Source organism: Pseudomonas sp. LBUM1640 (genome assembly GCF_059716225.1).
Genome location: NZ_CP166816.1, coordinates 4976827 through 4995558, shown reverse-complemented (window position 1 = coordinate 4995558; position 18732 = coordinate 4976827). Strand labels below are relative to the sequence as shown.

Genomic DNA, 18732 nt, shown 5'->3' with positions numbered 1-18732 from the left:
TGGCCTCAAAACGTAAGTGTCACGCGGCTTTGGGTTTTGGCGGGAATTTCGGGGCGTGCAAGCCAAGCTGCATACCGCGCTCGACCATGCCCATGATGTCTTCCTGCGCCACTTCGAACAGGCGCTTAAGCTCAGGCAGGACGAAGTACAGCGGTTGCAGGATGTCGATGCGGTACGGCGTGCGCATCGCCTCCAGCGGGTCGAAGGCTTGGTGCTCAGGCTCATCCGACAGGCAGTAAACGCTCTCCTTGGGCGACGACAGAATGCCGCCACCGTAGATGCGCCGACCTTGCGGCGTGTCCACCAAGCCGAATTCAATGGTCATCCAGTACAGGCGCGCCAGGTACACGCGCTGCTCTTTAGTGGCCGCGAGGCCGAGCTTGCCGTAGGTGTGGGTGAATTCGGCAAACCAGGGGTTGGTCAGCAACGGGCAGTGGCCGAAAATCTCGTGGAAAATATCCGGCTCTTGCAGGTAGTCCAGTTCTTCACGGGTACGAATAAAAGTCGCCACCGGAAACTGTTTGCTGGCGAGCAATTCGAAGAAGGTCTGGAAGGGGATCAGCGCCGGTACGCGGGCGACTTGCCAGCCGGTGGTCTCGGCCAACACTTTGTTGATTTCGCCCAGTTGCGGAATGCGATCCAGCGGCAGGCCGAGCTTGTCGATGCCGTCCAGGTATTCCTGGCAGGCGCGACCCTCGATCACTTTCAGCTGGCGCGTGATCAGGGTGTTCCACACCGCATGCTCTTGCGGCGGGTAGTGGATAAAACCTTGCGCATCGGGCTCGCGGGCCACGTAGTGCGTCTGCTTCATACGGCTCTCCTGCTAGGCATTCGTTCTTGTTATGTCCTGCGATGACCTATTGATAACGCGGACGGCGGCGGATTCCATCGGGTGCTGAAGCTGATCTGTAGGAAAAGTTACCAATTTTCGTAAAGTTTTCGTTACGATTCGCCGGTCGGTCGTTGTCTTGGGCTGTGAAAAGGTCACGTGCTGTCACATAATCTTGACGACTATCTGCGCCCAGCGGCAAAAAGACGCGGCGCCTTCCCATCTTTCGGGCTTTCTCATGCGTATCAAAGTGCACTGCCAGAACCGTATCGGCATTCTGCGGGACATCCTCAACCTGCTGGTCGAGTATGGCGTCAACGTCGCCAAGGGCGAGGTGGGCGGCGAACATGGCAACGCCATTTACCTGTTTTGCCCGAATCTGGTGAACATGCAGTTTCAGGCGCTGCGCCCGCAATTCGAAGCGATTGCCGGGGTGTTTGGCGTCAAGCGGGTAGGGCTGATGCCCAGTGAGCGGCGGCATATGGAGCTTAATGCGCTGCTCGGCGCCCTGGAGTTCCCGGTGCTGTCCATCGACATGGGCGGCTCCATCGTCGCCGCCAACCGCGCGGCGGCGCAATTGCTCGGCGTGCGCGTGGACGAGGTGCCGGGCATTCCGTTGTCGCGTTATGCCGAGGACTTTGATTTGCCGGAGTTGGTGCGCGCGAGCAAGTCGCGGATCAACGGCTTGCGGGTCAAGGTCAAGGGCGACGTATTCCTGGCGGATATCGCGCCGCTGCAATCCTCCGAGCACGACGACAGTGAAGCCATGGCCGGCGCCGTGCTGACGCTGCACCGCGCCGACCGCGTGGGGGAGCGTATCTACAATGTGCGCAAGCAGGAGTTGCGCGGCTTCGACAGCATCTTCCAAAGCTCCAAAGTCATGGCAGCGGTGGTGCGTGAGGCCCGGCGCATGGCGCCGCTGGATGCGCCGCTATTAATAGAAGGTGAAACCGGCACCGGCAAAGAGCTGCTGGCGCGCGCGTGTCACCTGGCCAGCCCGCGTGGGCAGTCGCCGTTGATGGCGCTTAACTGTGCAGGCCTGCCGGAGTCGATGGCCGAGACCGAATTGTTTGGCTATGGCCCTGGCGCCTTTGAAGGGGCGCGGGCCGAAGGCAAGTTGGGGCTGCTGGAGCTGACGGCGGGCGGTACGTTGTTTCTCGATGGCGTGGGGGAGATGAGTGCGCGCTTGCAGGTGAAGCTGCTGCGGTTCCTGCAGGACGGCTGCTTTCGCCGGGTGGGCAGTGATGAAGAGGTCTACTTGGATGTGCGGGTGATCTGTGCGACGCAGGTGGACTTGTCGGAGCTGTGCGCTCGCGGGGAGTTTCGCCAAGACCTTTATCACCGGCTGAATGTGCTGTCGCTGCATATCCCGCCTTTGCGTGAATGCCTGGATGGCCTTGCACCGCTGGTCGAGCACTTCCTCGATCAAGCCAGCCGGCAGATCGGCTGCCCGCTGCCCAAGCTGGCACCGGCGGCGATGGACCGGCTCAGCCACTACCACTGGCCGGGCAATGTGCGGCAGTTGGAAAACGTGCTGTTTCAGGCGGTGTCGCTGTGCGAAGGCGGGACGGTCAAGGCTGAGCATATTCGGTTGCCCGATTACGGGGTGCGTCAGCCGCTTGGCGATTTTTCCCTGGAAGGTGGTTTGGAACAGATCGTCGGCCGGTTCGAGAAGGCGGTGCTGGAAAGCTTGTATGCCGAGCACTCCAGCAGCCGGCAGCTCGGCAAGCGCTTGGGCGTGTCGCACACCACCATCGCCAATAAGTTGCGCGATTACGAAATTCTCAAGGCTGATAAATAACTTGGCGGGCTACACACGATTAAAACTGTGGGAGCGGGCTTGCTCGCGAAGGCGGTGTATCAGTCTGCACATGTATTGACTGACACACCGCCTTCGCGAGCAAGCCCGCTCCCACATTTGTTCTTTGTCGTTGATGAGGTCTGTGCTTGCCGCAGGCGGCAGTAGTCCGCCGTTTTTTCGACTCTCCTCCTATCTTGAAATACTCATGTCTCCCCGAAACCCCCGGCCCGCCTGGACTTTGCCCTCTTTTTAAAAGTTGGTTCGCAAATTGCTTAAGCCTCATCAGTACAGCGGTGGGCGGCAAGCGTCCGTCAGAAAGAGGATAGAGCGTGGACAAGTACCTTTATGTGGCAATGACCGGCGCCAGCCAGAATGCACTGGCGCAGAAGGCCCATGCCAACAATCTGGCGAACATCTCCACCAACGGCTTCCAGCGTGACCTGGAGCAGGCGCGTTCGATGCCGGTGTTTGGTGACAGCTTTCCGGCGCGGGCATTTGCCATGACCGAGCGGCCGGCCACTGACTTCTCCCCGGGGGCCATGATCGAAACCGGTCGTGACCTGGACGTGGCCGTCAACGGCAATGGCTGGATCGCCGTGCAAACCCCTGATGGCAGCGAAGCCTATGTGCGCAGCGCCAGCATGAACGTCGATGCGCTGGGCGTATTGCGCGCCGGCAACGGCATGCCGGTGATGGGCAACGGTGGCCCGATTGCCGTGCCGCCCCAGCAAAAAATCGAAGTGGGCTCGGACGGCACCATCAGTATCCGCGCCATGGGCGAAGGCCCACGGGTGATGGCGGAAGTGGACCGCATCAAGATGGTCCAGCCCGACCTCAAGAACATGAATAAAGGCCTCGACGGCACCATCCATACCAAAGATGGCCAGCCGGCGCAGGCGGATGCGAACGTCACGCTGACCTCGGGCTTCCTGCAGGCGAGCAACGTCAACGCTGTGGAAGAAATGACCGCGGTGCTCTCGCTTTCCAAGCAGTTCGAGCTGCACATCAAGATGATGAACAGCGCCAAAGAAGACGATCAGGCCATGACGCGCGTCATGCAGATGAGCTGATTGACCGAACACTAATTTTGCAACACGGCGCCAACAAACAGGCGCACGAAGGAGAACAGCATGCTTCCGGCTCTATGGGTTGCCAAAACAGGTTTGTCCGCCCAGGACACCAACCTGACCACCATTTCCAACAACTTGGCAAACGTGTCGACCACGGGCTTCAAACGTGATCGCGCCGAGTTCCAGGACTTGCTCTATCAGATCAAGAAGCAGCCAGGCGCCCAGTCGACCCAAGACAGCGAACTGCCGTCGGGCCTGCAATTGGGTACGGGTGTGCAGATCGTCGGCACCCAGAAGAACTTCAGCGCCGGTAACCTGCAGCAAACCGGTCAGCCGTTGGACATGGCCATCAACGGCCGTGGCTTCTTCCAGATCCTGCAACCGGATGGCACTACGTCCTACACCCGTGACGGTACTTTCCACCTCGACTCCAATGGCCAGATCGTCACCGCCAATGGTTTCGCCCTGGAGCCGGCGGTTGTGGTTCCAGCCGATGCCAAAACCTTCACCGTCGGCAACGACGGCACCGTGTCGATCACCGTGGCCGGCAACCCGGCGTCGCAAGTGATCGGCAACCTGCAAACCGCCGACTTCATCAACCCGGCCGGCCTGCAGGCCATGGGTAACAACCTGTTCCTGGAAACCGCCTCCAGCGGCGCGCCGCAAATCGGCACCCCTGGCCTGAACGGTTTCGGCACCACGCTGCAAAGCACCCTGGAAACCTCCAACGTGAGCACGGTTGAGGAGATGGTCAACATGATCACCACCCAGCGCGCCTACGAGATGAACTCCAAGGTGATTTCCACCGCCGACCAGATGCTTTCGTTCGTAACGCAGAATCTGTAATCAAGTCTATGGGGCGCCTTTGACGGCGCCTGCAACACCGTGAGGTAAGGGTCATGAATCGCTATGTTTCTGTTCTGGCATTGAGTGGGATCGCCGTGCTCGCGGGCTGTGTCGCCCCGACGCCAAAGCCCAATGACCCGTACTACGCGCCGGTGTTGCCGCGCACGCCGCTGCCTGCGGCGGCCAACAATGGCTCGATCTACCAGGCCGGTTTCGAACAGAACCTGTACAGCGACCGCAAGGCGTTCCGCGTGGGTGACATCATCACCATCACCCTGAATGAGAAGACCCAGGCCAGCAAAAACGCCAACTCGCAGATCGGCAAGACCAGCAAGGCCAGCATTGGCCTGACCTCGTTGTTCGGTGGCGTGCCCAACACCAACAACCCGCTGGGCAGCGGCGACCTGAGCCTGGACGCCGGCTACAGCGGCGACCGTGCCACCAACGGCAAGAGCGCGGCGGGGCAGGGCAACAGCCTGACCGGTTCGATCACCGTGACCGTGGCCGATGTGTTGCCCAACGGCATCATCGCCGTACGCGGTGAAAAGTGGATGACCCTCAACACCGGCGATGAGCTGGTGCGGATTGCGGGCATGGTCCGCGCCGATGATATTTCCACCGACAACACCGTACCGTCGACGCGGATTGCCGATGCGCGCATTACCTACTCGGGTACGGGTTCGTTTGCTGATGCGAGTCAGCCGGGCTGGTTCGACCGTTTCTTCCTTAGCCCGCTGTTCCCTTTCTAGGTGGCCACTTTGAAACTCAAACAGCTGATGGCTGCCGCGTTATTGCTGGCCTTGAGCACAGGGGCCTTTGCTGAGCGGTTGAAAGACATCGCGAGTATTTCCGGCGTGCGTTCCAACCAATTGATTGGCTACGGCCTGGTGGTGGGGCTCAACGGTACGGGTGACCAGACCACCCAGACCCCGTTCACCCTGCAGACCTTCAACAACATGCTCTCTCAGTTCGGTATCAAGGTGCCGCCGGGTTCGGGTAACGTGCAGCTGAAAAACGTTGCCGCCGTGTCGATCAGTGCCGACTTGCCGGCGTTCGCCAAGCCGGGGCAGGTGGTCGATATCACGGTCTCGTCCATGGGCAACTCGAAAAGCCTGCGCGGCGGTACGTTGCTGATGACGCCGCTCAAAGGTATCGACGGTAACGTCTACGCCATTGCCCAAGGCAACCTGGTAGTGGGCGGTTTTGATGCTGAGGGCCGTGATGGCTCGAAGATCACCGTCAACGTGCCGTCGGCCGGCCGGATTCCTGGTGGTGCCTCGGTGGAACGCACGGTGCCCAGCGGCTTCAATCAGGGCAACAGCCTGACGTTGAACCTCAACCGTTCGGACTTCACCACCGCCAAGCGCGTGGTCGACAAGATCAACGACATGCTTGGCCCTGGCGTAGCCCAGGCCATCGATGGCGGTTCGATCCGCGTCACTGCGCCGCTGGACCCAAGCCAGCGCGTGGACTACCTGTCGATCCTGGAAAACCTTGAGGTCGACCCGGGCCAGGCCGTCGCCAAAGTCATCATCAACTCGCGTACCGGCACTATCGTGATCGGCCAGAACGTCAAGGTGTCGCCGGCGGCGGTGACCCACGGCAGCCTGACCGTGACCATCACCGAAGACCCGATCGTCAGCCAGCCGGGGCCGTTGTCCAACGGGCAGACGGCGGTGGTGCCGCGTTCGCGAGTTAATGCTCAACAAGAAGCCAAGCCGATGTTCAAGTTCGGCCCCGGCACCACCCTGGATGAGATTGTCCGCGCGGTGAACCAGGTGGGCGCGGCCCCAGGCGACTTGATGGCGATCCTCGAAGCTCTGAAACAGGCCGGCGCCTTGCAAGCCGACCTGATTGTGATTTAAGGCCATGGCCATGGATATGCGCAAGAGTGGGATCAGCAGCACGGCGGATTCGGGGTCTTACTCCGACCTCAACCGGCTTAACCAGCTCAAGGTCGGCGCCGACAAGAACAGCGAAGGCAACATGCGCAAAGTGGCGCAGGAGTTCGAGTCGCTGTTTTTGAGCGAGATGCTCAAGTCGATGCGCTCGGCCACCGAGGCCCTGGGCAAGGACAACCCGCTGAATACCCCGGCCGCCAAGCAATACCAGGAAATGTACGACCAGCAGCTGGCGGTCTCGATGTCTCGCGAAGGCGGCGGCATCGGCCTGGCCGACGTGCTGATGCGCCAGATGCAGAAGAACAAGCCGGTGGGCGCCCAGGCGGCCACTTTGCAAGGCCCGGAGGCGGCGCAAGCGCCTGCGAAGAAAGTCGATGTGCCGACTGAAATCGCCGCTGGCACTAAAGCCGATGGCCCACTGGGCCGCTCCAATGGCCAACGCCCACTGTGGGCTTACCGCGTTGCCGTGCCTGAAGGCGCGAGTGCACACACCAACGATATGGAGCTGATGAACCAGCGCCGTATCGCCTTGCCGAGCAAGCTGACCGACCGTCTGCTGGCCGGCATCGTGCCCAACGCACCGGTCGCCATCGATGCCAAAAGCGCGCCGCTGCGTAACAGTGCCGCCGATGACAACGTGATCACCAGCACTGCGCGCAGCTTTGCCGCACCGAGCGGACGTATGCAGGTGTATGGCCGCGCCATCGCCCAGCCACCGCTGGCACCGGCGAAAAAAGCCTTCAGTTCGCAGGATGAGTTCGTCGCCACCATGTTGCCGATGGCCAAGGCGGCCGCGGCGCGTATCGGCGTCGATCCGAAGTACCTGGTGGCCCAGGCCGCGCTGGAAACCGGTTGGGGTAAATCGGTGATGCGCGCCGAAGATGGTAGCAGCAGCCACAACCTGTTCGGCATCAAGGCCGGCCAGAGTTGGCAGGGCGGCCAGGCGCGCGCGATCACCAGCGAGTTTCGTGATGGGTCGATGGTCAAGGAGACGGCGCAATTCCGTTCCTATAACTCCTACCAGGACAGCTTCCACGACCTCGTGACATTGCTGCAAAGCAATGATCGCTATAAAGAAGTTGTGAAATCAGCCGACAACCCGGAACAGTTTGTACGCGAGTTGCAAAAAGCCGGATATGCAACCGACCCGGACTACGCCAGCAAGATTTCGCAGATCGCCAAAACGATGAACAGTTACCAGAACTACGCTGCCGCGGGCGCGACCACTCATTTATAAGGTCTGAACCATGAGTTTGCTCAATATCGGGATGTCGGGGCTCAACGCCGCTCAAGGATCGCTGTCGGTCCTGAGTAACAACATTGCCAACGTCAACACCCCGGGATACTCGCGTCAGCAGACCGCCCAGAACGCCAGCGCCAACAACCAGTACGGCGGCGTGTATATCGGCAGCGGCACGACCCTGGCGGACGTGCGCCGCATTTATAACGACTTCTTGGGCGCCGCCTACCAGAGCAGCACCGCGCTCAACAGCGATGCCACCGCCTACGCGAGCCAGGCCGCTGCGATCGACAAGACCATGTCGGACAAGTCCACCGGCATGTCGGCGGTGCTCAGCGCGTTTTTTGCTTCCTTGCAGACGGCGGCGGCGACCCCAAGCGATGTGTCCGCGCGACAATTGCTGGTGACCAGCGCCCAGACCCTGAGCAATCGCTTCAACGCGATTTCCACCCAGTTGACCCAGCAGAAAGAAACCATCAACGGCCAACTGAAGACCATGAGTGATCAGGTCAACACGATCACCGCGTCGATTGCCTCGCTGAACAGTCAGATTGCGCAGGCCCAGGGCTCCTCGAACAGCGCGCCGAACAACCTGCTGGATGCGCGCAACGAGGCGGTACGTTCGCTCAATGAATTGATAGGCGTGACCGCGACCGAGAAAAACGGCCAGTTAAGCATCACCACCGGCACCGGTCAGTCGCTGGTTGAGGGCAGTATCGCCAATACGATTTCGGCCGTACCCAGCAGCACCGACAATAGCCAGTACACCATTCAGCTCAAAATGGGCGACACCACGATGGACATCGGCTCGGTGGTGACCGGTGGCAGCATCGGCGGTCTGTTGCGTTATCGCAGTGACGTGCTGATGCCGGCCATCAACGACTTGGGTCGTATCGCGATTGCCACCGCCGACAGCGTCAACAGCCAGTTGGGCCAAGGCTTGGACCTGAATGGCGATTTCGGCTCCTCGTTGTTCAGCAATATCAACAGCGCAGCGGCGATTGCCCAGCGTAGCCAAGCGGCTGCGGGTAACAGCGCAGGCTCGGGCAACTTGAATGTGACGATTGCCGACAGCAGCAAGCTGTCGACCTTCGACTACAAGGTCACCTTCACCAGCGGCAACCAGTACAACGTGGTGCGTTCCGATGGCAAAGCCATGGGCTCGTTCGACACCACCACCACGCCGCCGCCGGTGATTGATGGTTTCACCCTGGCATTGAATACCGGCGGGACAGTCGCTGCCGGTGACAGCTTCAAGGTCAGCCCGACGGCCACGGGCGCCAGCAACATCGGTGTTGACCTGAAAGACCCGAACAAAATCGCGTTTGCCGGGCCATTGGCCGGCAATGCCAGCACGACCAACACTGGCAACGGTACGTTCACGCCACCGGTCTTGACGGTGCCCATCGATATCAATGGCGGCGCCGCTACCGCTCAATTGCGCACCGGGATCGAAAACTCGATGCCGGTGAAAATGGTGTTCGGCGACCCAGCGGCCGACGGTACCCAGCCTTACTCGATCACCGACGCCCAGGGCAACCCGATCGGCAACGGCAGCATCATCCCGGGCCAGGGCAACAAGATCACTATCAATGTGCCGATGCGCGATGCGACGGGTACGTTGATTCCCGGCAAAAGCTTCAGCTTCGACACCACCGTGGCCGGTACGCCGGTTAAAAACGACAGCACCACGTTTACGTTCAACAGCGGTGCTGCTTCTGACGGTCGCAACGCCCAACAGCTGCTGGGGCTGCAGACCAAGGCGACGGTGGGTGCGGTGGACGGCAATGCGGGCGTGAGCCTGGTCAGCGCCAATAGCCGGCTGGTATCCCAAGTCGGCTCCAAGGCCGCCCAGGCCAACACCGACAGCACCGCCACCGGTGCCTTGCTGACGGCGAACAAGGCGGCGAGCAACTCCGTGTCCCAGGTCAACCTGGACGAGGAGGCGGGCGACATGATCAAGTTCCAGCAGTACTACACCGCGTCGTCGCAGATCATCAAGGCCGCGCAAGAAACCTTCAGCACATTGATTAACGCCCTTTAAAGGAGTCTGGAACGATGCGTATCTCTACACAGCAGTATTTCGACACCAGCTCCAGCAAGTATCAGGACAACTATTCCGGTGTGGTGAAAGCCCAGGACCAGGCGAGCTCTGGTGTGCGCGTGCAGACGGCCGCGGATGATCCGGTGGCCGCCGCGCAATTGCTGATGCTGCAACAGCAGAAAGACATGCTGGGGCAATACAACGGCAACATCACCAGCCTGCAAAACTCGCTGACCAACGAAGAAAGCGTGCTGGGCAGCATCAACACGGCGCTGCAGACCGCGCAAGGCCTGGCGTTGCAGGCTGGTAACCTCAAACTCAGCAATGATGACCGCCAAGCAATCGCCGCCCAGGTCGGGGCGCTTGAGGACCAGGTGTTGGGCCTGCTCAATACCAAGGATTCCAGCGGCAACTACATGTTCTCCGGGGCCAAGACCGATACGCCGCCCTACAGCCGTAACAACGATGGCACCTACACCTACCAGGGTGATGAGACGCCGCTGAGCCTGCAAGTGTCGAGCAACCTGACGATTGCTGCGGGCGACACCGGCAAGACGCTGCTGGAAAGCTCCTCCAACACCGGCCGCACCCAAGCCACGATTTTGCCGCCGGCGGTCAATGACGGCAAAGTCGCGATTTCTGCCGGGCTTGTTACCAGCGGCACGGCTTACAACAAGAATTTTGCCGATGGCCAGCCGTATAAGTTGACCTTCGCCAGCAGCACTCAATACAGCGTGACCGACAAGGACGGTAACGACGTTACCTCCGAGATCACCGGTAACGGTACGTTTGACTCCACCAAGGAAGGCGCTCACAGCGTCAACCTGCGCGGGGTCAAGTTCGACATCAGCCTGAACCTGGGGCCGGATGTTGCATCGGGCCCGGCTTCTGATGCGTTGGTGGCAGGCAAGGCGTTTACGCTGGAAAGCAAGCCGGATACCTTCAGCATTTCACGCACGGCCAGTAATGCGTCCACGGCGCAGTTGACCGGTGGCCAGGTCACGGACCAGGCAGCCTACAGCAGCACCTTTCCCAACTCGGGTGCGATTATCAAGTTCACCAGCGGCAATGCTTACGAGGTGTACGCCCAGCCGTATACAGCGAACAGCAAATCGATTGCCACCGGCACCATGGCCACCGGCGCGACGTCGATCACCGCTGCCGGTGTGACGTTTGCTGTAAGTGGCACGCCGGGTGCGGGTGACCAGTTTGCCGTCGGCGCCACCAGCAACAAGAACATGAACGCCCTGGATACCCTGGGCCAGTTGCGCAAGGCCCTGGAAGCTCCGGCCGATGGCGACCCGGTTGCCATGAACAAGCTCAAGGATGTGCTCAACACCACCATCGGCAACCTGGGTAATGCGACGGCACAGATCGACCAGGTACGTGGCTCGATTGGCGCACGCCAGAACGCCCTGGATATTCAGGGCCAGGAAAACACCAGCCTGGGCTTGGCCAACACCTCGACCATGTCATCGCTGGCCAACGTCGATATGGGTCAGGCCGCCATCGACCTGACGCTGCAGCAGACCATGCTGCAAGCCTCGCAGCTGGCGTTCGTGAAAATCTCCCAGTTGAGCCTGTTCAGCCGTATGTAATTGGCGACAGGACAAACGGCCCACCCTGGCGACAGGGTGGGCCGTTGTCATTTTGGCGCCGGTAATGTTGCCTGGTTTTGCACAAAGCGCACAAAATTGAGTGACCTGTGAGTCATAAAGCGCATCTTCACTGTATCGTGTGAAAAGGATAAGTCGCCTGCGGGTCTTTGCGTGGCGGCTTTCAGCGATATTTTTACGGGGTTATCCCCTTTATTGTCAGCACTCCCGGCGTCGTTCGAGGGGTGTTATCCAGCTATTTAGTATTGGGAAGCCACAATGATTGGCATAAAAAGCATCGCCAGTTACGTGCCGGCAGACGGGGTCGATAACTACGCCCAAGGCGCCAAATTCGCCAAGGATGAAGATTTCATCATCGGCAAGATCGGTTCGGCGTTCCTGCCGCGCAAGGATGCTGCGCAGGAAACCTCCGACCTGTGTGTCGAGGCGGTGAATGCCTTGTTTGCTGCCAACCCGCAACTGTCGCGTGATTCCATTGATGCGGTCATCGTCGTGACCCAGAACGGCGACGAAGAGGGCTTGCCCCACACGGCCGCCATCGTCCAGGACAAATTGGGCCTGCCGACCCACGTGGCCGCCTTTGATATCTCCCTGGGCTGCTCCGGCTACGTCTACGGCATTTATGCGATGAAGGGCTTCATGGAGGCAACCGGCCTGAAAAACGGCCTGCTGATCACCGCTGACCCGTATTCGAAGATCGTCGACCCGGAAGACCGCAACACCACCATGCTGTTCGGCGATGCCGCCACCGCTACCTGGATGGGCGAAGACGCCCCGTGGCTGCTGGGCAAGGCGAAGTTCGGCACCGACGGTTCCGGTGCGCCGCACCTGAAGGTCAGCGATGGTGTGTTTTTCATGAACGGCCGCCAGGTGTTCAACTTCGCCCTGCTCAAGGTGCCGGCGCATTTGCACGAGTTGCTCAACGAGTCGCAGCTTAAGGCCGACGAGATCGACGCGTTCTGCATCCACCAGGGCAGTGCGGCAATTGTTGACGCCGTGGCGCGACGTTTTGAAGACGCCCCGGTGGAGAAATTCATCAAGGACATGGTTGAGACCGGCAATACCGTGTCTTCGAGCATTCCGCTGCTGCTGGAAAAGCACATGATGGATGGCGACTGGAAGCGTGTTGCAATCAGTGGCTTTGGTGTCGGTTTGTCGTGGGGTTCGGCGATTCTTTATCGTTCGTGACCTCCTGATAGCGCCGCACACAAAAACGCCCAGGCTTGAGAAAGCCTGGGCGTTTTTTATTTGACGCCAGAAAACCCAGCAATTGCGGGACTTTGCGCTATCGTAAATGCTTGAATTACAAGGGGTGGCCCGGTGCTAGTAAAAAAAATCAAAAAAGTCCTCAAGAGACCTGCATTCACGACGATAACTATTACGAAGGTTCTCTAGGCCACACCCGGCGGTTGCCAGGGCCGGAAGCCGCAGTACACCACCCACGAGGATTTCGTCATGGCTTTAACAGTAAACACTAACCTTGCTTCGTTGAACGTTCAGAACAACCTGAACAAGGCTTCCGGCGCTCTGCAAACTTCCATGCAGCGTCTGTCCTCCGGCCTGCGTATCAACAGCGCCAAAGACGATGCGGCCGGCCTGCAAATCTCCAACCGTCTGACCAGCCAAATCAACGGCCTGGGCGTTGCAATCAAGAACGCCAACGACGGCAGCTCGATTGCTCAGACCGCTGAAGGCGCAATGCAGCAGTCCACCAACATCCTGCAAAGCATGCGTACCCTGGCTCTGCAATCCGCCAACGGCTCGCCAAGCGCTGAAGACCGTAAGTCGAACCAGGCTCAATACGCCGCTCTGACTGCTGAATTGACCCGTATCGCAACCACCACTACTTTCGGTGGCAAGAACCTGCTGGACGGTTCTTTCGGTACTACTTCGTTCCAGGTCGGCGCCAACGCCAATCAGACCATCGACATGAGCATCGGTAACGTTGCAGCCAACAACATTGGTTCGCAGCAGCTGAAATCCCAAGGCGTTGCTCCAAGCGCGACCGGCGTTGCCGGCGGCTTGATCACCGTTACCGGTGGCGGCCAGTCCAAGGACGTGACCATCGCTCCTAGTGCTTCTGCCAAGCAGATCGCTGCGCAAATGAACGGCGCTGTCGGCGGCCTGGCTGCTACCGCCAGCACTGTTGCTCAGTTCACTGTTGACTCCACTGCCATTGCCGGTGCAACCCCTGCCAGCGCCAACTTCACTCTGAAAGTCGGCTCCGGTGCTGCGGTCCAGTTCACTGGCGTGACCAGTGCTTCCGACCTGGCTGACCAACTGAAGTCCAACGCTGCCAAGCTGGGCATCAGCGTTAACTACGATTCGACCACCAACGCCCTGTCGGTCAAGTCCGATACCGGTGAGAACCTGACCTTCAACGCTGGCGACGCCGGTGCTGTTGCTGGTATCAAGGTTGCCACCCTGGATGGTACCGGTACTGCCGGCACTGCCGTTGCACTGGATGCCGGTCCGATCATCGCCACTGGTGCAGTGTCGCTGAACTCCTCCAGCAGCTACTCGCTGAGCGGCCCAGGCGTGGCTGGTTTGTTTGCAGCTGGTGCTGCAACCGCTGCCAACTCCACCAAAACTACCGTCAACAACACTGACATCACCACTGCTGCCAACGCACAGAACTCGATCGACGTGATCACCCAGGCGATCTCCGACATCGACTCCCAGCGTGCCGGCCTCGGTGCTGTACAAAACCGTTTCGACAACACCGTTGCCAACCTGCAGAGCATCTCGGACAACTCCAGCGCCGCTCGCGGTCAGATCCAGGACGTTGACTACGCTGCAGAAACTGCTCAGTTGACCAAGCAACAAACCCTGCAACAGGCTTCCACTGCGATCCTGTCCCAGGCCAACCAACTGCCATCCGCTGTACTGAAGCTGCTTCAGTAATAGCCATCGGTAGATGACTGACGGAAGGGCGCGTTTACGTGCCCTTTTGTCTTTTGCGTGATGAGGAGATTGGACATGGACATGAGTGTAAAGCTGAACCTGTCTTATCCAGCAGCGGCGCCGCAGAGCGCACCTGCCCCTGTGACAGCCGACCCGCAGAAAACCAAGGTAGACCCTACGGTTGCCACGGGCGAACCCAAGCAAGACTCGAAATCCTCCGACCTTGAACAGGCGGTAACGGATATTCGCAAATTCGTCCAGGCTGCCCAGCGCAACCTGGATTTTTCCATTGATGACTCCACCCATCAGGTGGTGGTCAAGGTCATTGCGACCGACAGTGGCGAGGTCATTCGTCAGATCCCTTCGGAAACGGCATTGAAACTCGCACAAAGCCTTCACGACGCCAGCAGTGTGTTGTTCGACGCGAAAGTCTGAGCTGGCATGAATTTTGTTGCTGTAGCTGCTTGAGGCGTCGTCCGTCAATAAAGCGCCAGCCCCGATCAGGAGAAGTGTCATGGGTGATATCACGGTAAGCGGCCCGGTTACGGGGATTAATACCGAGTCGATCGTTACGGCCTTGGTGAATGCTGAACAAGCGCCCAAGCAGTCGCAGATCAACAAGCAGACGCAAACGTCGACTGCCCAGCTGTCCTCGATCGGCAAGATTCAAGCGGCACTGGATGCCTTCCGCGGCGCCATGGACAACATGGCCAAGGACGCCAGCATCGGCGGCCTCACGGCGTCCACATCGGATGCAAACGTCTCCACTGTTACCTTGGGTGCTGGTGCGTCCGCTGGCAGCTATTCGCTGGTGGTCAACCAGTTGGCGACCTCCTCGAAGATCGCTACCCAGAACTATGCGGGCGGGGCGAAGACCGTCGTCAACTCTGGTACTACCGCGACCACCCTGGAAATTTCCCAGTCAGGTCAGAGTTACGGGGTGAGTGTTCCGCCGGGTGCGACGTTGCAGCAAGTGCGTGACTCGATCAACGCGCAATACAGCAGTGCAGGCCTGAGTGCCAACATCCTGACTGACTCCACCGGTTCGCGTCTGGTCGTGACCTCGACCAATACCGGTGCCGGCACCGACATTACCCTGGGTGGTAACTCCGGTCTGCAGGCTGGCGCCTCGGTTGTGGGCGAGCCGCCGCAGAATGCGAAATACACCATTGACGGCACCTCCCAAGAGTCCAAGAGCAATACCCTGACCGACGCGATCAGTGGTGTGAGCATCAAGTTGACGGCGGTGTCGCCGCTGCCTACCGGCGTCACCGATATTTCCAAGCGAATTGCATCGACCATCACGGTGACCCGTAGCAACGACACCCTCAAAAGCTCGGTAAAGGGCTTTGTCGATACCTATAACGCCTTGATGACGGCGATCAATACTGAAACCAAAATCACCACCAACGCCGATGGTTCGACCACGCCGTCTGCGCTGACCGGCGATGCCACCATGCGCACTTTGCAGTCGTCCCTGCGCGCGCAGATGAACGCACTGTCGGGCACGGGTACATTGAAGTCCCTGGCTCAGTTTGGTGTGAACACTGACTCGGGCACCGGCAAGCTGAGCATTGACGACAAGGTGTTTGGTGCAGCGATTGCCACCAACCCTACCGACATCGGCGGCATCTTCAATGGTGACAATGGCCTGCTGGCGCGCATGAAAACCGCGACCGACAGCTATGCGCTGAGCAACACCGGCGTGCTCGCCACGCGCTCCTCGACCCTGTCGGATAACCTCAAGGACCTGCAAAACCAGCAGGACACCCTGACCGCGCGCATGGCCGCCCTGAAGACTAGCCTGACCGCCAAATACACGACGATGAACAACCTGGTGGCCCAGCTCACCAGTCAACGTTCCAGCGTCATGACCACGCTCAACGCGCTGAACAAGTCGTCTTCGGACAGCTGATCCCGATGAAGCCGCCCGGTGGTGAATGCCACCCTCGGGCGCCGCCTTCAGCCGACTTGCGGGTTAAAGTTTTTTGCGACCCCGTCGACATATTAGTCAGAGCCCATCCTATTTAGCTGTTGCCTGTCACGAGGTAGAAACATGAATCCCATGAGAGCCCTTCGCCAATACCAGAAGGTCAATTCCCATGCCCAGATCTCCGAAGCCAGCCCACACCGTCTGGTCCAGATGTTGATGGAAGGCGCGTTGGATCGCATGGCTCAGGCCAAAGGCGCCCTGGCTCGTGGTGATATCGCGCAAAAAGGCCTGCTGCTGGGCAAGGCGATCGACATCCTGATCGGCTTGCGTGACGGCTTGAACCCGGAAAAAACCGAAGACCCGGCCGCCTTGCAGCAATTGGACAACCTGTACGCCTACATGACCACGCGCCTGCTGGAAGCAAACAGCAAGAGCGATGTCACCATGATCGACGAAGTAGCCGGCTTGATGATTACGCTCAAGGAAGGCTGGGACGGTATTGCAACACTGTAGGCCTTTCGGCCTGAGGATGATGTCATGAGCCACGCCCTGCAACGGATTGACGAAACCCGCGAAGCCTTGGTCGACGCATTGGCTGCACGTAACTGGGACGCTATCGGCGAACTGGACATGGGCTGCCGTGCTGTGATCGATGAGGCGCTCAATAACGCGCCGGTGGACGAGGATGCCCTGCGGGAAAAGCTGGAGAGCTTGTTGGCGGTGTATCAGCAGTTGCTTGAAGTGACCACTGGCGAGCGCCAGGCGATTTTCGAAGAGATGTCGCAGATCAACCGAGCGGAAAACGCGTCAAAGGTTTACCATCTGTTCGGCTGAATGGGCTCAGTTAGTCCGAACGGCGCGTCATATATTTGACTGTGCCAGCATTTTTGACTTAACTAGTGCTGTTTTCAGATTTCAGACGTCTAGTAGGGTAAGAATCTTACAGGCGTCTTGATTGCCCTCACTCTGGGGCAGGAAGTTTTACTAGGGAAGTTGCTATTGCATGTGGCGTGAAACCAAAATTCTGCTGATCGATGACGATAGCGTCCGCCGCCGCGACTTAGCGGTGATTTTAAATTTTCTTGGTGAGGAAAATTTACCCTGCGGCAGCCATGATTGGCAGCAGGCGGTCAGCTCTTTGTCATCGAGCCGTGAAGTCATTTGTGTGCTGATCGGGACGGTAAACGCTCCTGGCGCAGTTCTGGGCTTGTTAAAGACACTGTCGACCTGGGATGAGTTCCTTCCGGTATTGCTAATGGGTGATGTTTCTTCTGTCGACCTGCCGGAAGACCAGCGCCGCCGCGTGCTTTCGACCCTGGAAATGCCGCCCAGCTACAGCAAATTGCTCGACTCCCTGCATCGCGCCCAGGTTTACCGCGAGATGTATGACCAGGCCCGCGAGCGCGGTCGTCACCGCGAACCCAACCTGTTCCGCAGCCTCGTCGGCACCAGCCGTGCGATCCAGCACGTGCGCCAAATGATGCAGCAAGTGGCCGACACCGACGCCAGCGTGCTGATCCTCGGCGAGTCCGGCACCGGCAAGGAAGTGGTTGCGCGTAACCTGCACTATCACTCCAAGCGCCGCGACGGGCCCTTTGTGCCAGTCAACTGCGGGGCGATCCCGGCAGAGCTGCTCGAAAGCGAATTGTTCGGCCACGAGAAGGGCGCCTTCACCGGGGCGATCACCAGCCGTGCCGGGCGTTTCGAACTGGCCAATGGCGGCACCCTGTTCCTCGACGAAATTGGCGACATGCCACTGCCGATGCAGGTCAAGCTGCTGCGCGTACTGCAGGAGCGCACCTTCGAGCGCGTGGGCAGCAACAAGACCCAGAGCGTCGACGTGCGCATCATCGCGGCCACCCACAAGAACCTCGAAAGCATGATCGAGGTCGGCAGCTTCCGCGAAGACCTGTACTACCGCCTCAACGTATTCCCAATCGAGATGGCCCCGCTGCGTGAACGCGTGGAAGACATCCCGTTGCTGATGAACGAACTGATTTCGCGCATGGAACACGAAAAGCGCGGCTCGATTCGCTTCAACTCCGCCGCCATCATGTCCCTGTGCCGCCACGGCTGGCCGGGCAACGTCCGTGAGCTGGCCAACCTGGTGGAGCGCATGGCGATCATGCACCCCTACGGTGTGATCGGCGTGGTCGAGTTGCCGAAAAAATTCCGCTACGTCGACGACGAAGACGAGCAACTGGTGGACAGCCTGCGCAGCGACCTGGAAGAGCGCGTGGCCATCAACGGCCATACGCCGGACTTCGGTTCCACCGCCATGCTGCCGCCGGAAGGCCTCGACTTGAAAGACTACCTCGGTAGCCTCGAACAAGGCCTGATTCAGCAGGCGCTGGACGATGCCAACGGCATTGTCGCGCGCGCCGCCGAACGCTTGCGTATCCGCCGAACCACCCTGGTTGAGAAGATGCGCAAGTACGGCATGAGCCGTCGAGAAGGTGATGAACAGGCGGATGATTGACGCCTGTTTTTTAACTAGCTGAAAACTAAGCTTATTTTTTTCGGCACGGGTATTGCTACATCCCTCGCA

At 59.5% G+C, this 18732-nt stretch carries 16 protein-coding genes; 15 read left to right on the top strand and 1 reads right to left on the bottom strand.

Annotated elements, in window-relative coordinates:
- Nucleotides 1-19: 19 nt before the first annotated feature.
- On the bottom strand, nucleotides 20-811 hold the full coding sequence (phhA, locus tag ACA065_RS21920; RefSeq protein WP_497691485.1) for a phenylalanine 4-monooxygenase: 792 nt from the start codon (nucleotides 809-811) through the stop codon (nucleotides 20-22).
- 256 nt (nucleotides 812-1067) lie between these two features.
- Between phhA and ACA065_RS21915 the strand changes: the two genes are divergently transcribed.
- The 15 genes from ACA065_RS21915 (at nucleotide 1068) to ACA065_RS21845 (ending at nucleotide 18663) form a co-directional block, all read left to right on the top strand.
- A complete protein-coding gene (locus tag ACA065_RS21915) occupies nucleotides 1068-2630 on the top strand; it encodes a sigma-54-dependent transcriptional regulator (protein WP_497691484.1) in 1563 nt (520 codons plus the stop codon).
- A 329-nt stretch (nucleotides 2631-2959) separates the two neighbouring features.
- The gene (locus ACA065_RS21910) at nucleotides 2960-3700 is read left to right on the top strand and encodes a flagellar basal body rod protein FlgF (protein ID WP_497691483.1); all 741 of its coding nucleotides are present in this window, start codon (nucleotides 2960-2962) and stop codon (nucleotides 3698-3700) included.
- 60 nt (nucleotides 3701-3760) lie between these two features.
- Complete coding sequence (flgG, locus tag ACA065_RS21905) at nucleotides 3761-4546, top strand: flagellar basal-body rod protein FlgG (protein WP_005790105.1); 786 nt, start codon at nucleotides 3761-3763, stop codon at nucleotides 4544-4546.
- 53 nt (nucleotides 4547-4599) lie between these two features.
- Nucleotides 4600-5295, top strand: a complete 696-nt coding sequence (flgH, locus tag ACA065_RS21900) for a flagellar basal body L-ring protein FlgH (RefSeq protein ID WP_038847728.1) — start codon at nucleotides 4600-4602, stop codon at nucleotides 5293-5295.
- 27 nt (nucleotides 5296-5322) lie between these two features.
- Nucleotides 5323-6411, top strand: coding sequence for a flagellar basal body P-ring protein FlgI (locus ACA065_RS21895; RefSeq protein ID WP_497695401.1), 1089 nt, complete (start codon nucleotides 5323-5325; stop codon nucleotides 6409-6411).
- A 4-nt stretch (nucleotides 6412-6415) separates the two neighbouring features.
- Nucleotides 6416-7684 carry a flagellar assembly peptidoglycan hydrolase FlgJ gene (flgJ, locus tag ACA065_RS21890; RefSeq protein ID WP_497691482.1) on the top strand — a complete coding sequence of 423 codons (1269 nt, stop codon included), beginning with the start codon at nucleotides 6416-6418 and terminating at the stop codon, nucleotides 7682-7684.
- Between the two features lie 10 nt (nucleotides 7685-7694).
- Nucleotides 7695-9731: a flagellar hook-associated protein FlgK gene (gene flgK / locus ACA065_RS21885; RefSeq protein WP_497691481.1), complete on the top strand. Its 2037-nt coding sequence runs from the start codon at nucleotides 7695-7697 to the stop codon at nucleotides 9729-9731.
- Nucleotides 9732-9745: 14 nt separating this feature from the next.
- Entirely contained in the window at nucleotides 9746-11329 is a 1584-nt protein-coding gene (locus ACA065_RS21880) for a flagellar hook-associated protein 3 (RefSeq protein ID WP_497691480.1), read from the top strand.
- A gap of 276 nt (nucleotides 11330-11605) precedes the next feature.
- The gene (locus tag ACA065_RS21875; RefSeq protein ID WP_497691479.1) at nucleotides 11606-12535 is read left to right on the top strand and encodes a ketoacyl-ACP synthase III; all 930 of its coding nucleotides are present in this window, start codon (nucleotides 11606-11608) and stop codon (nucleotides 12533-12535) included.
- A gap of 267 nt (nucleotides 12536-12802) precedes the next feature.
- Nucleotides 12803-14251, top strand: coding sequence for a flagellin N-terminal helical domain-containing protein (locus ACA065_RS21870; RefSeq protein ID WP_497691478.1), 1449 nt, complete (start codon nucleotides 12803-12805; stop codon nucleotides 14249-14251).
- 75 nt (nucleotides 14252-14326) lie between these two features.
- Nucleotides 14327-14686 (top strand): flagellar protein FlaG, encoded by a 360-nt coding sequence (locus tag ACA065_RS21865; RefSeq protein WP_106576448.1) that lies wholly within the window; start codon nucleotides 14327-14329, stop codon nucleotides 14684-14686.
- Between the two features lie 79 nt (nucleotides 14687-14765).
- Nucleotides 14766-16166 (top strand): flagellar filament capping protein FliD, encoded by a 1401-nt coding sequence (gene fliD / locus ACA065_RS21860; protein WP_497691477.1) that lies wholly within the window; start codon nucleotides 14766-14768, stop codon nucleotides 16164-16166.
- A 141-nt stretch (nucleotides 16167-16307) separates the two neighbouring features.
- Complete coding sequence (gene fliS / locus ACA065_RS21855; RefSeq protein WP_497691476.1) at nucleotides 16308-16697, top strand: flagellar export chaperone FliS; 390 nt, start codon at nucleotides 16308-16310, stop codon at nucleotides 16695-16697.
- Between the two features lie 24 nt (nucleotides 16698-16721).
- On the top strand, nucleotides 16722-17018 hold the full coding sequence (gene fliT / locus ACA065_RS21850; protein WP_177018991.1) for a flagellar protein FliT: 297 nt from the start codon (nucleotides 16722-16724) through the stop codon (nucleotides 17016-17018).
- 169 nt (nucleotides 17019-17187) lie between these two features.
- A complete protein-coding gene (locus ACA065_RS21845; RefSeq protein WP_497691475.1) occupies nucleotides 17188-18663 on the top strand; it encodes a sigma-54 dependent transcriptional regulator in 1476 nt (491 codons plus the stop codon).
- The last annotated feature ends 69 nt before the right edge of the window (nucleotides 18664-18732 follow it).